General features: G+C 46.9%; 13 protein-coding genes. 6 read left to right on the plus strand and 7 right to left on the minus strand.

Going from position 1 to position 17,745, the window contains the following annotated elements; translation table 11 throughout:
- From ACLWNV_RS13990 to ACLWNV_RS14000, 3 genes are all read left to right on the plus strand, one after another.
- A complete protein-coding gene (locus ACLWNV_RS13990) occupies nucleotides 1-3,438 on the plus strand; it encodes a zinc-dependent metalloprotease (protein ID WP_413585068.1) in 3,438 nt (1,145 codons plus the stop codon).
- 21 nt (nucleotides 3,439-3,459) lie between these two features.
- Nucleotides 3,460-4,770: a hypothetical protein gene (locus tag ACLWNV_RS13995; RefSeq protein ID WP_413585069.1), complete on the plus strand. Its 1,311-nt coding sequence runs from the start codon at nucleotides 3,460-3,462 to the stop codon at nucleotides 4,768-4,770.
- A 92-nt stretch (nucleotides 4,771-4,862) separates the two neighbouring features.
- Nucleotides 4,863-5,468, plus strand: coding sequence for a type 1 glutamine amidotransferase domain-containing protein (locus ACLWNV_RS14000; protein WP_413585070.1), 606 nt, complete (start codon nucleotides 4,863-4,865; stop codon nucleotides 5,466-5,468).
- A gap of 210 nt (nucleotides 5,469-5,678) precedes the next feature.
- Here the strand turns inward: ACLWNV_RS14000 and ACLWNV_RS14005 are convergent, their stop codons facing one another.
- The 5 genes from ACLWNV_RS14005 to ACLWNV_RS14025 form a co-directional block, all read right to left on the minus strand.
- A complete protein-coding gene (locus tag ACLWNV_RS14005; protein WP_413585071.1) occupies nucleotides 5,679-6,764 on the minus strand; it encodes a DUF748 domain-containing protein in 1,086 nt (361 codons plus the stop codon).
- Nucleotides 6,727-7,608 (minus strand): YihY/virulence factor BrkB family protein, encoded by an 882-nt coding sequence (locus ACLWNV_RS14010; RefSeq protein ID WP_413585072.1) that lies wholly within the window; start codon nucleotides 7,606-7,608, stop codon nucleotides 6,727-6,729. Before ACLWNV_RS14010 ends, ACLWNV_RS14005 begins: the two co-directional genes overlap by 38 nt.
- A gap of 287 nt (nucleotides 7,609-7,895) precedes the next feature.
- Nucleotides 7,896-10,259: a helix-hairpin-helix domain-containing protein gene (locus ACLWNV_RS14015; RefSeq protein WP_413585073.1), complete on the minus strand. Its 2,364-nt coding sequence runs from the start codon at nucleotides 10,257-10,259 to the stop codon at nucleotides 7,896-7,898.
- 42 nt (nucleotides 10,260-10,301) lie between these two features.
- Nucleotides 10,302-10,520 carry a translation initiation factor IF-1 gene (gene infA / locus ACLWNV_RS14020; protein WP_413585074.1) on the minus strand — a complete coding sequence of 73 codons (219 nt, stop codon included), beginning with the start codon at nucleotides 10,518-10,520 and terminating at the stop codon, nucleotides 10,302-10,304.
- 77 nt (nucleotides 10,521-10,597) lie between these two features.
- The gene (locus tag ACLWNV_RS14025) at nucleotides 10,598-11,194 is read right to left on the minus strand and encodes a hypothetical protein (RefSeq protein ID WP_413585075.1); all 597 of its coding nucleotides are present in this window, start codon (nucleotides 11,192-11,194) and stop codon (nucleotides 10,598-10,600) included.
- 128 nt (nucleotides 11,195-11,322) lie between these two features.
- Between ACLWNV_RS14025 and lpxD the strand changes: the two genes are divergently transcribed.
- Together lpxD and ACLWNV_RS14035 are read left to right on the plus strand one after the other, a co-directional pair.
- A complete protein-coding gene (lpxD, locus tag ACLWNV_RS14030; RefSeq protein WP_413585076.1) occupies nucleotides 11,323-12,369 on the plus strand; it encodes a UDP-3-O-(3-hydroxymyristoyl)glucosamine N-acyltransferase in 1,047 nt (348 codons plus the stop codon).
- 22 nt (nucleotides 12,370-12,391) lie between these two features.
- Nucleotides 12,392-12,757 (plus strand): hypothetical protein, encoded by a 366-nt coding sequence (locus ACLWNV_RS14035; RefSeq protein WP_413585077.1) that lies wholly within the window; start codon nucleotides 12,392-12,394, stop codon nucleotides 12,755-12,757.
- 53 nt (nucleotides 12,758-12,810) lie between these two features.
- Here the strand turns inward: ACLWNV_RS14035 and ACLWNV_RS14040 are convergent, their stop codons facing one another.
- Entirely contained in the window at nucleotides 12,811-15,378 is a 2,568-nt protein-coding gene (locus ACLWNV_RS14040) for a PAS domain S-box protein (protein WP_413585078.1), read from the minus strand.
- A gap of 227 nt (nucleotides 15,379-15,605) precedes the next feature.
- Here ACLWNV_RS14040 and ACLWNV_RS14045 point away from each other — a divergent pair, with 227 nt between their 5' ends.
- Nucleotides 15,606-16,541 (plus strand): hypothetical protein, encoded by a 936-nt coding sequence (locus ACLWNV_RS14045; RefSeq protein ID WP_413585079.1) that lies wholly within the window; start codon nucleotides 15,606-15,608, stop codon nucleotides 16,539-16,541.
- A 79-nt stretch (nucleotides 16,542-16,620) separates the two neighbouring features.
- Here ACLWNV_RS14045 and ACLWNV_RS14050 read toward each other — a convergent pair whose 3' ends face one another.
- Entirely contained in the window at nucleotides 16,621-17,745 is a 1,125-nt protein-coding gene (locus ACLWNV_RS14050; RefSeq protein ID WP_413585080.1) for a THUMP domain-containing class I SAM-dependent RNA methyltransferase, read from the minus strand.

The following is a 17,745-nucleotide window of genomic DNA, read 5'->3' on the forward strand; positions in this document are numbered from 1 at the left end:
ATGAACAGCAACATGAAACGCAAAATTCCAGTAACTGGTGCTTTGCTGCTGACTATTTCAACGTTGATGATTTCCTGTACGAAAGCAGTTCCGTACAAGGAAGTCTATAAAGAGAATGTTGAGACCAAAGCCACTCTGGCTCCGGAAGACGAATACCTTTTCGTTGCCTCCTCTGACTTGTCTAATAACGACGACACGGGAATCTCTTCTGCGACTCCTTACTGGCAGGGTCAGGAAAAGATCGTAAAATTCCGCTTTACTGAAAACACTTTGCAGGTTTTGCAAGTGAACGAAGAAAGCCGCCTGGCAAAAGACAACACACTGAACGATAAGATCTTGATGGAAATTCCAATCAAGAACGTCGAATACCGTTGTGCGGAAGACCGCTACGGTAAATGTACGAATCGTGAAGAGGAAAATAACGAGAAAATCTGGTCTAAAAAAGGTAACTTCATCCCGGATTTCAACAGCATGAGAACTACAGGCTTCAACATGTTGCCAGTGGAAATGGAACAACTTTACGGTTCTTCCTGCTACACAGAAACGTCATCCCGTCTGTTGAACTATGAACTAAAAGACGGTGCATTGAACATCCAGATCGAAAAAGGTTTCCGCGGCAATGCGGCTTGCCTGGGTTCTGCAATGTACAGCATCAACAGCATTGATGATTTGCAAACGCAAATCGTGTATCACTACTCATTCACAAAACTTAGCAAAATGGCGACTCCTGGTTACAAAGCCATCGAGTACCCGCTTAAAGATCAAAGCACTTTCGGTTTCTTCACTTCTGAAAACCGCAAGTACGATGTGGACATGACCCGTACTCTTAAAAACCAAAAAGAGTGGATGAACCGCTGGAATCCAGAAAGAAAAGAAATCACTTACTACCTTTCTGACAACTTTAACAAGCCAGAGTACGCATCCATTAAAAAAGCAACTCAGATCGCTTTTGACCGCGTCAACGAAGGTCTTAAAGCTGCTGGTATGAAAACTCGCCTGGTTCTTAACGATCCCGCGGGCAAAAAAGTTGGTGATACTCGCAACAGCATGATCGTGATGGTTGAAGATCCAATCGCGGGCGGTCCATTGGGTTACGGCCCAACAGTGGCTAATCCCCGCACTGGCGAAATCATGAGTGGTCGCGTGGCAATGTACTACGGTAACTTCGTACAGGGTATCCGCTACACTTACGATGAAGTTGTGCGCGAGCTTTCCAAGTCCCCGCAAACTGAGAAATCTGACTCCCAGTCAGCTGCGAACTCCCAAGCTCCACAGTCTGCTCCGGATGCAGGTACTAAAAACAGAATTCAAGCTGCGAAATACTCGGCTTACCTGCTTTCCACAAAAACAGGTTATAAAGTTGCTAACTCTTATGTAAGCTCGAAAGCGAAATCCACTCCAGCAATGGCGCCGGAAGTTCTTCGCACTGCGATCAAAGGTGCAAACAGCTTAAGCAAGCTAACACCAAAACAAGTTCGCGAAACGATCGCTAACTCGGCGATGGGTAAGGCACGCTTTAACAGCAAATCAACTTTGATGGCCATCGCTGATGCTGACGAAGGCTTGACTCAATCTGACTCTGCTAAAGCGATCGATGCTTTGTCAGTAATGTCCAAATACTGCAACTACCCTTCTGAGTTGTTCCCATTCAGCGAACACATCAAGAACGCGTTGCAAGCTAAATTGGGCCAAAAATTGAAGTTGTGGAATGACTTGTCTGACAGCGAGCGCGAACAAGTAATCGCGATCGTAATGCCGGAAGTATGGGTTCCAACATTGGTGCATGAATTGGGTCACAATCTGGGTCTACGCCATAACTTTGGTGGCTCTGAAGACCGCTTGAACTTCTACACTGAGGGCGAGCTTGCAAAAATGGGTGTTAAACACGCAATCCCATACAGCTCTGTGATGGACTACGGTTACAGCGAACTAAACCTTTTGCCAACATTGGGTAAATACGATATCGCGGCTTTGCGCTTCGGTTACAACCGTGTGGTGCAAACTGATAAAGGTGCAACAGTAGCCGTTCCAGAAACTTTGGAAAAACTGACAAAAGAAAAAACCGATCTGACATTGCGTGATTTCACGTACTGCTCTGACGAATCTGTGGATATGAACCCAGGTTGTAAGCGCTTTGACAAAGGTACGAACTACACTGAAATCGTTCAGTACCTGATCAAGGCTTACAATGATGGTTACATGACACGCAACTTCCGTAACGGCCGCGAGAACTTCTCAAAGATCAATCAAGGCGGTTACTACAGCGGTACATTGTCACGCTTCCAGTACATCAGAAACTTCATGGAGTCCTATGCTGATCTTAAGAATCGTTTCGGTCTGACTGACGATTCTCAGGAAATGGAACAGATCCCATGGGTGAAAGATTTGAAACAAGCTGCTTTGATCTCTGGCCGTTTCTTTATGGATGTACTAAAAACTCCGGAAGTAATGTGTGCCTTTGCGAAGTCTGACAACCCGCAAACGATCATCGACATCTCTCCGCTTAGAAGCCTAAGTGCTGAGGCGACAAGCTGCGCCGACATCGAGCTTAAGTCTGAGTTCGTTTTGGTGGCACAAACTGGTAAGTTCTTTAACGACGTACGTGACAGCAAAACTCAAACTCAATACGCGGACCAAATCGACATCCGTGGTATTGGACCGGATAAATTGGCTGCTGCCCAGGCGTTGTTTGCAAGAACAAACACAGGCACTCGTCAAAACGAAGACAACTATCTGGATATCAAAGATCTTGCTCCGGAGATCGCAACGACTGTAACTGGTTTGTTGTACGACCAGACAATGAGCAAGCTTGTTTTCCGCGATGGCATGAATCAGCCGGTTTTCGATATCGAGTGGAGCTACGAAATGTTCTCAACTCCAGACTCCGTAAACCGTGGTTCAAGCTCTCACTGGTTTGAAGTACCTCTTCTTGATTCAGCCGCTCGTCGTATGGGTTTGCCTGCGCACAAGGTCAGCTTCCAGGAGCAGTTGCTTAAGGTTATCCAGGGCCGCATGAGCACTTCCCAGTCTCACTCGGCTGCTGATAAGGCCTTTGTTGATCAGTTCCGTGTAAACCGTATCGCTAAAGTATCTGTGGTTAACACTGACGCCAACACAATGGCGGTTGATGCTGGTACTTTCAAAGCCCTGGCGCTTCCTGAAAACTCTATCGCGCAAAACGCGATGGTAGCGATGGGTAAGAGCGAGCGTTTGTCAAAACTTGAAGCAAAAGACTTGGAAGGTCTATTAATCGCTCGCAGCAGACCGGCCAATATGCCGCGCTCTACAGAGGCTCCGGCTTCCGCTTTGGAGACTTCACCTGAGTACGTTGATATCACTGCAAACGATATCAAGTTGTTCAAATCCGGTGCGATGCCATCCAAAGAGAAGTTGAACTATCTTCTGACGATCCTACCGGGCGCAGAAGACAAGCGATAAACTGAAAAGACAGGGACTCATATGAAAAAGATCGTCATCGCAAGTGCACTTTTGATCGCTACTGCCGGCTGTCAGCCTGGCAGTAAGTCCCCGGGCTCGGACTCTCAAGCTGCGCCTCAAAAAGAAATTTTGCACTCAGGCATCAGAACTTCGGATCTGGGCAATGTGCCTTCTCCGGATGACGAAATTCATGATTCCGTCTCCCGTCAGGATGCGATGAAGGATCTTCAATCCAAGGTTTTAAAACTCGTGGCTCGCCTGAAAATGGATACCATGGGCAAAACTGAAACTGATGACGTCACAAATCTGTTGAGTGAATTCGTAAATCGTAAACAAGGCGCCCAGCAGCAGGACATCGTGGATGCCCTTCAAACTGGAACTTTAAGTGCGGCTTTGGAGATCAAAGACCTTCAAGGTGAAGTCACGGACAAAGAAATGCAAAAGATCGCTATTCAACGTTCTGTTGAAAAAGTCGCTGCTGCCTACGGCTTTGATAAAGAGCAAACTAAAACTATTCTGGCCGAGATCGCGAAACGCGAAAATATGATCTCCCCGACAGACGAACAAATTCAGTTTGTTCGTGATTTGTCCGAGAATATCAAAAAGAAAACAACCGCTTTGATCAATGACTACAAAGCTGGCAATGACCAGCAGCTGTGTGGAGCATTGGCTATTTTCGTTAATAACTTTAACAACGTGGTCACGTTTAAGTCACGTGTTGAATTCCCTTCGATTATTTCCCAGCGTGCCAGCGTAACTGCAGAACTGGCGAAAATCGTTGAGACTTGTAAGTCTGATGTGTCAGCCGCACGCAAAGCCATGGGCTCCGAGCTGCCAAAAACTTTGGCTGAAGTCGACAAAGTCATGCAGTTGATTGAGCTTTACATTGATCCTACAACAAACAACTTCGCTCCGATTTCTCTGGAAATCATGGATCGTTGGAAATTGGCGGAAACTACAGAAGTGCTATACAAAAACGGCATGCCACTGACTGGTGAACTTGCAGCCAACGGCATCACTTGCCAAGTGGGCGACAAAGTTTACGGTGCAACAATCAGCAGCTCTGACGAAGAATCGACGACGGCTGAAGTAGATTTCGAATTGGCTGGCGAAAAACCATTCAAGATCCGCAAAATGCAGGGACAACGTGGTATCACGCTGGTTTACATGTCCTCGAAAACAAACGTACTTAACGCAGGCAAAGCCACGATCGTAAACGCTGGTGAAGGATTCGTAAGCACAGTACTAAATCTAGTACCTGGCTTCGCGCCTTTCACTATGGCAGTGGGCTCTTCTGCAGCGCCAATCAATGTCGTCTGCCAGTCTAAATAACTTAAACGCTGTTATTCGACACGATTGACCTCTGTAAATTGCTTCCTCCTTCTTCGGCTTTATCATTAAAGCTTATTCAAGGAGGAAGAATCATGAGTAAAGCCCTAGAAGGAAAGAACGTTGCGATTCTAGCAGCCGACGGCTTCGAACAATCTGAACTATTACTACCAAAAAAAGCGCTGGAAGATGCTGGCGCCAAAGTCGAAGTGGTGTCTTTGAATTCCGGTGAAATCAAGGGCTGGGAAAAAGACAACTGGGCCAAACCTCTAAAAGTCGACGTAGCCATTCAGGTTGCGAGCGCCGATGATTATGATGCTCTTATGCTTCCGGGCGGAGTGATCAATCCAGATAAACTTCGCGGAGAAGAAGGTGCCGTTCAATTCGTTCAGGAATTCGTCGACACTGGTAAACCCATTGCAGCTATCTGCCACGGCCCTCAAACTCTTATCGAAACCGGTGTACTGCGTGGCAAACGCGTGACCAGTTACCCTTCAGTTCGCACCGATATCATCAATGCCGGTGGCGAATGGGAAGACAACGAAGTCGTTGTCGACAACGGACTGGTAACCAGCCGCAAACCCGCCGACATTCCCGCTTTCTGCCGCAAAATGATCGAAGAATTCGCAAAAGGCCCGCAAGACACATCTGTGCTGGGACTTGGCGAGCAACGCCGTGAACACCCAAAACACGCCCACTAAAAGGTCGCGGCAGAGCTAAAGACACACTTTTGATAGCAAGCGCGCATCATCATGCGGCGCTCGCGCTACCAAAACAAAAAAAGGACTTACCTGTAAAGTAAGTCCTTTTTTTTTTGCATAATTTCTTCGGAAAAAAGTACGGACTTACCTATAAAGTAAGTCCGTACTTTCGCTTATGCACTGCCAAAAGTGTGTCTTTAGCTCTGCCGCCTAATTTTTCTTAGGTACATCTTTGATTGAGACGTCGTTATCAAGTTTCTTTTTCATCGCTTCGATGAAGCCGTTTCTTAGTGAAGTCCACACCGCTCCCCATGTATCAAAATCGGGACCTTTGATCGCGCCCTCGAATTCCAGTTTGGTTGCCATGGTTTTGTTATTAGGATTTCTTAGGATCAAATTGACTGTCGCCAAAGAGAACTCATTAAAAAATCTTTTCGGAGAATCAAATTTCTCCTCTGAACTCATCACATCCAACTTTTCGATAAACGGTTTCACATAGCCTGCTACACGATCATTTGTCGCACTGACCTCAGCCAAGACACTCACGTGGCCAGAGGTAAATGAAACGGGCCCGTACGCCATAAAAAAGTCATTCAGCTTGGTTATATTAAGACGATCCAAAGTGATTTTAGACTCAAACGTCGGCGTTTTTGCCAGAATATTCATCTTGGCACCCGCAGTGATATTAGCATCCTTTTGCAGACGGGCTGTGACCTCAACCTTGCTTGGCAAAAGCTCTTTGGAATTATCTGTATTTTTGATATTCGTGGCCGAGGCCATAATTCGATCGATCACCACATCCACCGGAGCTTTGAAGTCATTGTTCAACAGATGAACTTCGCTATTCACCATGCGAAATGATTCAAGCTCGATGGGCACCAGTTTTCCCACGACTGTTTTCCAGTCCTGACCGGTACCCAATTGCTTTTTCTTTTTATCTTTACTGTCGACAAAATCCAGCTTCATTCCGTCGACTTTAAGATCTCCCAAAAGCTTGCCTTTAAAGATCCCACGCCAAGCCAGGGAAATATCCATCTCTTTAATCGAAATCAACGGAGCCTTTTCGCTTTTTACTTTCTCCCAGATTTTCAAACCTTCGATTTCATAGGCCCCGCGCCACAAAGCCAAATCGAAATCCTCGATCTTTCCCTTATAGCTTTCCATTTTATTGCCCATGTACCAGTTGATACCGTACTTGATTCCCACAGGCATAAATACCCGCACGACAATCAGTAAAATCAGGATTATCCAAATAGCTTTATGTACCCGTCCCAGGGCTTTTACGATTTTCTGCATGTTGCTCCACCTTATTGATCTCGTTTGCCACTTCCGCGCTTAAAAAAATCACGGCCGAGGAGTAATAAACCCATAACAACAACACGATGAAAGAGCCCGCAGCGCCATATAAGGACGCCACCGCACTTTGTCCCATGTATAAACCAATCAGACCTTTGCCAATTGAAAACATAAAGGCCGTGATAAACCCCGAAGTCACCGCCACCTTGAGACGAACATCTCTTTGCGGTAAAAAGTAATAAATAGCACTGAACAGAATTCCAAAGATCCCCAGCGAGATCACAAAATTCAATAGCTGTCCCCAGATTGCATCGTTGCCCTTTAAAAACATCGAAAGCACGGAGGAAACTAACAGCGAAATAATTGAAATAAAAACAAAGGTTAAAACCATACCCATATTAAAGAGTTTGGTTTTCATAAAGGACCAGACTGATTGTATAAATGTTTCTTCTTTTGCCTTTTCCGGATCAAACTTCACTTCAAAAATTTTATTCAACGACATGCGCAGTTCGCCGAAGATGGCTCCCGCAGAAAATATCAATGTAACCAGACCGACAATCCCCGCAATATCCCGGATCTCGGGCTTTTTATCGACGTTCTTGGCGATGTCGCGCAAGATGTTTGACGACTCGCCTCCGAATAGCATTTGCACCTGCTTCAGGATTTCTTCGCGAAAACTGTCATTTATCAATGCTACAAAAGTTAGAAGCAGGACCAGCAAAGGTGCCAGCGACAGCGCCGTATAAAAGGATAACGACGCCGACATCTCGAAAATATCGTCAGTACCTAACTTGCTAAAAAAATTTTTATTGGTCACCCGTTTCAATGAATTCAATAACTTCATACGAAAACGGTAACATGAATCAACGTGAAGGACGCGGAGGGAGGCTTTGATCTTTGACAGCTTTAAGTCAAAAAAAAAAAGCCGGGAACTGGCCCGGCTTTTTCGTAAATCCGATTACTTGCGGATTTTAGCTTTGTACATACGCTTTTTTGTCAAAATGCGTTTTTTTCTGTGACGGATACCTTTTCTGGATTTGCCTTTAGCTGCCATTGTAATTCCCCTTTTTGTTTTAATACTGCTTCAGCTTGCGCGCCTTCCGGCGCTACAGCACTGCCCGGTCAAGCCGGTTATTTCTTATTTGTCGGAGTGTTCATCAAAGCCGCGAACGGATTGTTGAACGGATTTGCCGGTTTCGCTGGAGCACCACCACCCATTGGGCGCATGCCTCCACCTTGACCAACTTTAGACTGACCAGAACCTTTAGTTGCAGAGGCACCACGTTGTTGTGGAGCTCTTTCACCACGAGGAGCGGAAGAAGCTTCAACGGCATCATCCATTTTCATCGTCAAAGAGATCTGGTTTTTCACAGTATCGACTTTCAAAACTTTCACAGACACATGATCACCTGGATTTACCACTTTACGAGGGTCATCCACGAACTTGTGAGAAAGTGCGGAAATGTGAACCAAGCCGTCCTGATGAACACCGATATCCACGAACGCACCAAAGTTTGTCACGTTAGTCACGATACCTGGACAGATCATACCTTCTTTAAGGTCTTTCACTTCCATGATGTCATCGCGGTATTGGAATACTTTGAACGGATCACGAGGGTCACGTCCTGGTTTTTCCAACTCTTTTACGATGTCGTCGAAAGTGAACTCACCAACAAGCTGAGCCCATTTAGTTCTTTGTGCGAGAAGTTTCTTAGCACCTTCACCGATAACTTCAGTCAAGGAAACGCCCATGTCCTTAGCCATGTCCGTCACCGCTTGGTAGCGCTCTGGATGGATTCCTGTGGAATCCAAAACCTGCTTACCACCTGGAATACGCAAGAAACCAGCGGCTTGCTCGTAAACTTTTGCCGAGAACTTAGGAACTTTCAAAAGCTCACTACGGTCCGAAAACAATGTTTTCTTACGAGCTTCAACGATACCTTTCGCCAATGCCGGACCAATGCCCGCCACGTGAGAAAGTAACGCTGCAGAAGCAGTATTAACGTCGACACCCACGTTATTCACGCAAGACTCAACCACGGCTTCCAATGATTTTTTCAATTGAGATTGATTCACGTCATGCTGGTACTGACCAACACCGATAGACTTAGGATCCACCTTCACAAGCTCCGCCAACGGATCCTGCAAACGACGCGCGATAGAGATCGCACCTTTTACAGTCAAATCTAGATCCGGGAACTCTTCACGAGCGATGTCGGAAGCCGAGTACACAGAGGCACCGGATTCAGAAACCATCACAACCGGAATGTTTTTACCAAGATCTTTCAAAACTTTGCGCAAGAAAGATTCAGTCTCACGACCTGCGGTACCGTTACCGACAGCGATCGCTTCGATTTGAACCTGTTTCATCACTTCGCCGAACAAAGTTTTAGCTTTGCGTTCAGCATCGTCGCCCAAAGTATAAAGAACAGTGTGAGAGATGAAAGCGCCTGATTTATCAATCAAAGCAACCTTACAACCTGTACGCAAACCAGGGTCGACACCCAATACGCATTTTGAACCGTATGGAGAAGCGAGCAACAGTTTACGAACGTTTTCCGCAAATACTGTGATTGCGTCCTGATCCGCTTTTTCTTTAAGCAAACGGTGAACTTCGTTCACAACGGATGGAAGAACGTAAACGTTCAATGCCAAACGAGCAGACTGCTTCAAGTACTCACCGATCGCGTTGTCAGGAGTTGAAGTCGCGAAGTTTTCGTATGACTTCAGGATCGCTTCGTCATCACCTTTTACGTCAAGAGTAAGCTCTTCTTCCTGCCAGCCACGTCTCATCGCCAGATAGCGGTGATTGTTCTTGGCATCCATCAAAGGTTTAACTGGCTCTTCAAACTCTTTGTACATTTCGTACTTGGAGTTTGGTTTGTAGCCCTTAGCCGCTTTAGAGATAATGCGACCATTTTCGTTGTAGTTTTTTGCAACCATCGCACGAAGTTCAGCATCATTGGCGATTTTATCCACGATGATGTCTTGAGCACCTTTAAGCGCTTCTTCGTATGTCACGATTTTGGCAGTTGGGTTTAAGAAAGCTTTCGCTTTCATTTCCATAGTCTCGGAGTCTTTCAACTTCCCGTGACCCATGTCCCAGATCCAGTTTGCCAAAGGTTCCAAGCCCGCTTCGCGTGCAATCGTCGCTTTGGTTTTCTTTTTCTTTTTGAATGGTTTGTAGATTTCTTCCAACTCGCCCAAGTCCCAGGAAAGCTCGATACGCTTTTGGACTTCTGCCGTGAGATTGTTCTGCTCCCCGATCTCTTTGATCAGGAATGCTTTACGCTTCACGATTTCGTTGTAAGTTTCGTGACCTTCGATAACACCGCGAATTTGAACTTCGTCCAAATTGCCGGTTTTCTCTTTACGGTAACGTGCGATAAACGGGACTGTAGCCCCTTCCGCAGCAAGTTCGATCACAGCTTGTGCTGATTTTGCTGGGACAGTTGGGACAATACGAGCCAAATAACTCTGAAGAGCCTGATCCATAGAACCTCTAGATTTATTGGAATGAGTTTAAACTAAATCTAACTATTTATGACGGAATTGGATCAAACCGTGGCTAGGATCGTATGGAGATACGCCCACGCTCACGCGGTCACCAACAACCACACGAATATTAAAGCGTCTCATCTTGCCGCAAAGTTTTGCGTTGATGATAACTTTGTTTTCAAGTTCGACCTTGTATAGACCACCCGCAAGGGCGTCGATCACTTTTCCGTCAATTTGTACTAAATCGTCTTTTGCCATGTAGGTAAATTTCTAGGTCAGATTGAGAGGCGTTGCAAGAAAAAAGCCCCGTTTCCGGGGCTCTTGGTCGAATTCAATTAAGAAAGCTTGCGGTTGCTGATCAGCATACGTTTGCCATCTTCAAATAAAACCTCCAGGCGGTCGTATTCATTGCTGACAATGAATCCCCAGCCAAAGATCTTATGCTGAATCGGAGTTTTAGCTTCGTACTGAGAACCGATGTTGTAAGACTGAGCTTTCATCGCTTTATACTTCTCATGAAGCTCGTGCCATTTGATCTGATCTTCAGACAAACCGGTCTTATCGATTTTAACTTTCTTTTCTTTTTTAGGGGTTTCCACCACCTCTTCAACCGGCGCCTCTACCTTTGCAGCCTTTTTCTCTGGCTTTTCAGCCGGAGCTTTTGCCGCCTTGGCAGGTTTCGCTGCGACAGGAGCTGGTGCAGGTGCAGCTTTAGCTGGCTTAGCGGGAGCGGCTACTTTGGCCGCAGGCTTGGCTGCTTTTGCTGGAGCTGGTTTTGCCGCGGGCTTTGCAGCCTTCGCAGCGGGTTTTACCGCAGGTTTTGCGGCCTTCGGAGCAGGCTTAGCTGCTTTAGTGGCAGGCTTCGCTGCCGGCTTAGCAGTTTTCTTTGCTTTTGCCGCAGGTGCTTCCTTTTTTGCTGCCTTTTTAGCCATCTCAATTCCTCTCTAATATGTAAAGGTGAGAAATGATCGAAACGTGTTTATGTATACGAGACTTATACTATCACCCAGTGTCTTGACATCAAAAAAATATTGGGAAAATGTTAGCGCGAGGCATCACTATGATTACAGCAGACGTTATTAAATCTCTTCAGTCTTCGGATGCAGTCTTCGTATCCGGCTCCACTGAAGCAATCGCACACAAAGTCCTACCCCCAGAACAAGCTGATTCCGAAAGCCTGGTGTTCGTATCAAAGGCCGATCAGCTGGAGAAAGCACTGAAAGCTCAAGCGACCATTATCGTCGCCCACAAGTCGCTCAGTGTTCCCACGGACACCAAGACAACATTCTTTACGACTCCGAATGTTCAACTGGCAATGTCGGCCATTCTTCCGCTGTTTGACGGAAAGATGAATCGCTTCAACCAGGAAACCAAAATCCACCCGACAGCGTGCATTCATCCAACAGCTCACCTGGGACAAAATGTTTCCGTAGGTCCCTTTGCCGTGGTTGGCGAACAAGTTCGCATCGGTGATGGCGCTACGATCGGGGCCCATGTCGTGATCGAATGTTACGCCCACGTCGGAGCCCACACGATCCTGCATCCACAGGTTTTCATCGGGGCTTACTGTGAATTGGGCGCAAGTTGCGAAATACATCCGCATACCACGATTGGTGCTGATGGTTTTTCTTTCGCCATGGCCAAAGACGGAACTCACAAAAAAATCCCGCAAATCGGTAAAGTCATCCTGGGTGATCATGTCGAGTTGGGAGCAAACTGTGCGGTCGACCGCGCGGCCCTGACAGAAACACGCATCGGCAGCGGCACCAAAATGGATAACTTCTGCCACGTGGCCCACAACGTGATTATCGGTGAAAACAACGTGATGGCGGCTGGGTTCAAAATCGCAGGCTCCAGCACGATTGGCAGCAACTGTATGATCGGCGGCGACGCTGCAGTCTCCGATCACGTTAACATCTGTGATAAAGTTATCATCGCGGGACGCTCGGGAGTGACCAATGACGTTCTGCAACCGGGTGCTTATGGTGGATATCCGCTTGAACCCCTGCGTGATTCATTGAAAACTCTGGCAAATCTGTCACAACTAACCCGAATCAGAAAAGAAGTGGCTCGCGTGGTGAAACACCTGGGTCTAAAAGAAGAGTAAGAAACAGAAAGCAGAGGCCAAGATGAGCTATGAATTTTATAAAATCACCCACATGCTAGGTTTGATCACCTTGTTCTTTGGTTTCGGGGGCCTTTTGGTTTCCACGTATGCAGGCATCACATTAAATGCCAAGGCCCGCATGATGTCCTATGCGACTCATGGCTTGGGTCTTTTGCTTTTGCTTTTCGGTGGCTTCGGTATGCTGGCAAAACTGGGAATCATGAAAGAGCTTCCAGGTTGGGCTTTGGCCAAACTGGGAATCTGGGTTTTGATGGGTGCCGCGATTTCTGTGGTAAAACGTAAAGGAAAAATCGGCTGGCCTATAGCGATTTTGCTTTTCGGCTTTGGAACTACAGCCGCAATGCTGGCAATCACAAAACCGTTCTAATCGGAAAATTAAAATTGAAAATAAAAAGGGAGACTCAGTCTCCCTTTTTTTATTTAAAAAAACTGTTGTTCTAAAATCTCCCGCAGTTCTTCGCGCTTTAAAGGTTTTTGCAAATAGCCATCAAACCCCGCCTCCAGACATTTTTCCCGGTCGCCTTTCATCGCATGAGCTGTTAATGCCACGACCCTGCCTTTGTAACCACGCTCACGCATAATCCGAATCGCCTGCAATCCATCCATCTTGGGCATTTGGATATCCATCAGGATAAGCCGAAAACATCCATCACAGGCTTTGGCCAACGCCTCTTCCCCATTTTCCGCCATGTCTACCTGCTCTGCACTCAAGCCCGCTTTTATCAGGTAGCGCTTAAACAGTTCGCGATTGTCAGAGGCATCATCAACGATCAGCACCCGCTCATTTAAATTATCCTGCGTGCGAGCCTGAGACGAATCCCCCGCTTCGGATATACTTTCAGTCGCATGGTTGTAAACCGGCTGCAATGCCATCACCGTGACGGTGAACTCACTCCCCTTTCCCTCTGTGCTGGTGAAATAAATATCCCCCCCCAATAATCTTGCAAGCTTTCTGGATAAAAACAGCCCCAGCCCCGTTCCCCCATAGCGGCGGGTGGTAGAGGAGTCCGCCTGGGAAAATGCCTGGAACAGATTTCCCCGGTTTTCCTTGCTGATCCCTATGCCGGTGTCTTTGATCACAAACTGCAATAGGGTCTTAGATCCCAACAAAGTTCCCGAAACAGATATTTCAACCGATCCCTCTTCTGTGAATTTAATGGCATTACCCACCATGTTGATAAGGATCTGTCTAAGACGGCCGGGATCAGACACCACATATTCGGGAACATTGCTCATCACCAGCTGCAGTTCGATCTTTTTTTCTTCGGCTTGCACCCGCATCAGATGAACTACATCACTTACCAGATCAGGCAGATGGAAACGCAGCTGTTCAATTTGAATTTTCTCTGACTCCACCTTCGAGATATCCAGGATTTCATTTACGATCTTTAATAGCTGCTGCCCATTGCGCAGAATTGTCTCCACCGTCTGCTTTTGCTCCGAAGAAAGATTTGCATCATCTTTTAGAATCTCTGTAAAGCCCAGCATCGCCCCCAACGGTGTGCGAATCTCGTGGCTGACATTTGCCAGAAAGTCAGACTTGGCCCGGCTCGCATCCTGGGAGCGAAAATATAGACGCGAGTTTTCAATCAGCACACCCAGTCGTTGCGATATCTCTTCAGCCAGGGCTTGATCTGATGGACTAAAGGTACGTCTGGACCGGGTGGAAATAAAAGTCACAAATCCCAAAGGTTTTTGATCTCTGGCTAACAGCGGAACTACCATGAACGCTTCCGAAAAAAGTTCGACGCCTTCGTTGTTAAACTCCGTCGACTCGGAACTGAAGTTGTCGTCCACATGCCGTCCCATGTGCTTGGCGTCGTTAATAACGATGGTCTTACGATCCTTAATCATTAAAGGACCACCGGATTCAGGATCCCACTTCGGCGGATTTCTAATCCTCCACTCGCGGATAAAGTCCTCTTCGGCGCGATTTAAACCGCGCACCACAGTCGTTCCAAAATCCATCCCTTCTTCATCTATCAGCTCCACGGTACACATATCACAAAATAGCGGAACCATTTTCTCGGTGAAGGCCTTAAGCATTTCGTCTAAATCAAACGTGTGCGAAATTGAAAAAGTCAGATCGGAAATAAACTGGGCTTGGCGAGCCCGCATTTCGGCAAGTTCTTTAGCCGACTGGGCACGCACCAGTTCCTCGCGCTGCTTTTCCAGTTCACGGCGTTCAGTTATATCATCGGTTACGCCTAACAAATATTGCGCACGACCGTGATTATCCATGATGGCTAATTTTATCGTGCTGATAAAACGTATGCCGTTTCTGGTCGGCAAAGCGTCCTCGGTGATGACAAAAGGAACCTCCCCACTTAAAACTTTTCGATCCACCGCCCGAAATCCTTCCGCGACTTCTTTACTGAAAAAATCAAAGTCGGTTCGCCCCACAAATTCATCCCGGGAAATTCCCAGCAACTTTTCCCCGGCACGATTCAACCGCACAAAGCGCAGATCCTCTGCGTCTTTCACAAAAACCATGGATGGCATGTTCTCGATAATTGTCAGCAGAAAGGATTCGGATTCGGCCAGCTGATGAGTGCGGGCTTCCACCCGTTCTTCCAGCGTAGCTAAAATTTCTTCCAGCTTTTTTTCAACTCCCTTGCGTATAGAGATGTCCTGAACCAGTGTGATGACGGTCTCGCCGTGCAAAAAGGCCGAGCCTATGCGCACGTGAACCAGATGTCCTTCGCGATGATAATAGGCTTTTTCGAAAGTGACATGGTCCCCGGTCTTAACCAGACGTTGCCGGGCTTGCACGCTGGCATCCATGTACTCGGGAGGAGTAATACGGTGCCAGTTCAGCTTTTTGTTTTCGAAATCTGCGCGGGTGTATCCCAGCATCTCTAAAAAACAATCGTTGGCCTCAAGGATTTCACCATCAAGCCGGCTGATGATGATCCCCATAATCCGCGAATTGAACAACGTCTGATATCGTTTTTGCAGGTCAAACTGCGGGTTAGATTCAGAAGTCATCTATACCTCTCCGCCTTCTATTTTATTACCTCTATTGCGGGAGTCATGACTCAACCGCAGTGCGTGTATGAACACAAAAACTGGGCACAATAGGTCACCATTCCCCTCGAAACTCGTCACTGGCTAAACTTTCGACAAGCATTTGGGGATTAAAAACGCCATATGCCCTAGCCATCGGGGAACGCTTTTTGATAGAAAGCTCATATTACTTTTACCTGGAGCTTTCCATGTCATTCGCTGTAAGTGTGTTAATTGCCCTCGCACCACTGACTGTCTTTGCTCAGGCAAAACCAGCTGACCTGGTGGTGAGTCCCGCTGAAAAAGCCCTATACCTTCAACACAACAATACGATTGTTAAAACTGCCAGCGGCTGTATCGAGGATACTTACAAGACCCATTTGGCTTTCTTCAAAAAGTACGGCGTTTCCAAATACTATGGAGATCGCAATCCAACCCTGAATACCCGCGACAAGCGCCTGCAAATCGTACGTCAAGTCGGAGCACCTGACTTCGTGGTAGATCAAATGGAAGGCATCAGCTGCATCGGCCTAACCCGCAAATGCTTAAAGCAGGGTATCGACGCCACTCAAGAACCGGCTCTTAAATCCCTATGGGAGCGCATTGATCAAAATGTTATCGCTAACGGCACAAGCGGCGTGGTGCTGACTCAACACCTGCAAAAGCTTGGCTGGAAGGTCTTGTACTGGAATCCCCGCCCTGATTTGAACAAAGAATGGGATGCAGAGGATCCATCTTTAACCAAAGGCAAACCCGTTAGTTGGGATTCCGGCGTTAAGGATTCTTCAGGCCAAAATATCTACAATCCTGCGTGGGGCATGCACGAAATGCGCTACCAAACTGTGATGAAGAAAGACCTGTATTACACAGTAAAAATCGACGACAAGAAAACCCTGGTGAATTTCGATCTGAACCCACCTGAAGAATTCACGTCGGCACCGTTCTTTGTCGGAGTGGCGCACGCGGGCTATCACGTCTTCCCAGGAACCTTCGGTCAGGTGATCGAAGCCCACAGCATGCGCCGTCTGGATTCAATCGATAACCTGGAAGCAGGCCCGTTTAATCCTTTGGCCGAGGGCGGAGCACCGATGTGGACTAAGATTGAAAAGTACCGCTCTGGAATCTTGGCGCTTCCGCCAAGATAGAAAATGGATATTCGAAAATCGAAAATGGAATTGGGAAATAAAAAAAGGCGCCTCTGTGGGCGCCTTTTTTTTCAGGAATCTAGAACATGCTGTATTTTAAGAAGCGGCACTCGATGTTGCCGTTGAATACAAAGTGTTTGCGTGTGGATTTCAATTTCAAATCTGCGATCAACTCTTTGTTTCCGGAAAGGATCCAAGCATCCCAGCCTTTGAATCTGTGCTTCAATGTGAAGCTCAGGTCACGGTATACGTCACGAAGATTGTCTTCGTCACCGATACGCGCGCCGTACGGTGGATTCACGATGATCAAACCTTTTTCTACCGGTGGCTCAACAGTTGCCACTGATTCTTTTTTGAATTCAATAACATCGTCCACGCCGGCAGCTTTCGCGTTTTCTTTTGCCGCTTTCAATACCTTGTTGTCGATATCGTACGCATAGAACTTGGTTTCGATCTCTTCAAGCTCACCCGCGATAGCCGCATCAACCACGTTATCCCAAGTGTCTTGTTCAAAGTTCAATAGATTCATGAAACCAAAACGCTTGCGGTTAATACCCGGAGCGATGTTTTTCGCCATCATCGCAGCTTCGATCATGAAAGTTCCGGATCCGCACATGAAGTCCACAAGAGCTGTTTTGCCGTCCCATTCAGAAAGCTTGATCAAGCCTGCTGCCAGGTTTTCTTTTAGTGGAGCTTCACCCACGTCCTTGCGGTACCCACGCATGAACAGGGAATCACCGGAAGTATCGATAGAAACGTTGAATTGATTTTTCACGCTGCGAACCACGATACGAAGTGCCGGATTGTAGTTATCAACGTCAGGACGAACACCGAACTTGTCGCGGAACTGGTCCATAACAGCGTCTTTGATTTTCATCGCGATGAAACGTTGATCGCGCATTTTTGAATCACCCACGGATACGTCGATGCTCAAAGTCTGATTTGGTTTGATGTATTTCGTAAAGTCATGGCGAAGAATCATCGTGTACAATTCTTCAGGTTGGTAAGCCGTGAAATCCAGGATTGGTTTCAAAATACGGCTGGCCATACGGGAGTGAAGGTTCGCTTTATAGCAGCCTTCCCAGTTGCTCTCAAAGTACACGCCACCTGCGGTTTTGCCGGTAACTTTAAGGCCTAAATCTTTAAGTTCTTGTTCTAGAGGATCTACGAGTCCGCGTGCTGTTGACGCAAAAAATTCTGCCAT

It is taken from the genome of Bdellovibrio sp. HCB274, assembly GCF_047306075.1.
GTDB lineage: Bacteria > Bdellovibrionota > Bdellovibrionia > Bdellovibrionales > Bdellovibrionaceae > Bdellovibrio.

Bases quoted from the DNA above. Each gene is read 5' to 3' on its own strand.
- ACLWNV_RS13990 (WP_413585068.1), top strand. From the start codon at position 1: ATGAACAGCAACATGAAACGCAAAATTCCAGTAACTGGTGCTTTGCTG.
- ACLWNV_RS13995 (WP_413585069.1), top strand. From the start codon at position 3,460: ATGAAAAAGATCGTCATCGCAAGTGCACTTTTGATCGCTACTGCCGGC.
- ACLWNV_RS14000 (WP_413585070.1), top strand. From the start codon at position 4,863: ATGAGTAAAGCCCTAGAAGGAAAGAACGTTGCGATTCTAGCAGCCGAC.
- ACLWNV_RS14005 (WP_413585071.1), bottom strand. From the start codon at position 6,764: ATGCAGAAAATCGTAAAAGCCCTGGGACGGGTACATAAAGCTATTTGG.
- ACLWNV_RS14010 (WP_413585072.1), bottom strand. From the start codon at position 7,608: ATGAAGTTATTGAATTCATTGAAACGGGTGACCAATAAAAATTTTTTT.
- ACLWNV_RS14015 (WP_413585073.1), bottom strand. From the start codon at position 10,259: ATGGATCAGGCTCTTCAGAGTTATTTGGCTCGTATTGTCCCAACTGTC.
- infA (WP_413585074.1), bottom strand. From the start codon at position 10,520: ATGGCAAAAGACGATTTAGTACAAATTGACGGAAAAGTGATCGACGCC.
- ACLWNV_RS14025 (WP_413585075.1), bottom strand. From the start codon at position 11,194: ATGGCTAAAAAGGCAGCAAAAAAGGAAGCACCTGCGGCAAAAGCAAAG.
- lpxD (WP_413585076.1), top strand. From the start codon at position 11,323: ATGATTACAGCAGACGTTATTAAATCTCTTCAGTCTTCGGATGCAGTC.
- ACLWNV_RS14035 (WP_413585077.1), top strand. From the start codon at position 12,392: ATGAGCTATGAATTTTATAAAATCACCCACATGCTAGGTTTGATCACC.
- ACLWNV_RS14040 (WP_413585078.1), bottom strand. From the start codon at position 15,378: ATGACTTCTGAATCTAACCCGCAGTTTGACCTGCAAAAACGATATCAG.
- ACLWNV_RS14045 (WP_413585079.1), top strand. From the start codon at position 15,606: ATGTCATTCGCTGTAAGTGTGTTAATTGCCCTCGCACCACTGACTGTC.
- ACLWNV_RS14050 (WP_413585080.1), bottom strand. From the start codon at position 17,745: ATGGCAGAATTTTTTGCGTCAACAGCACGCGGACTCGTAGATCCTCTA.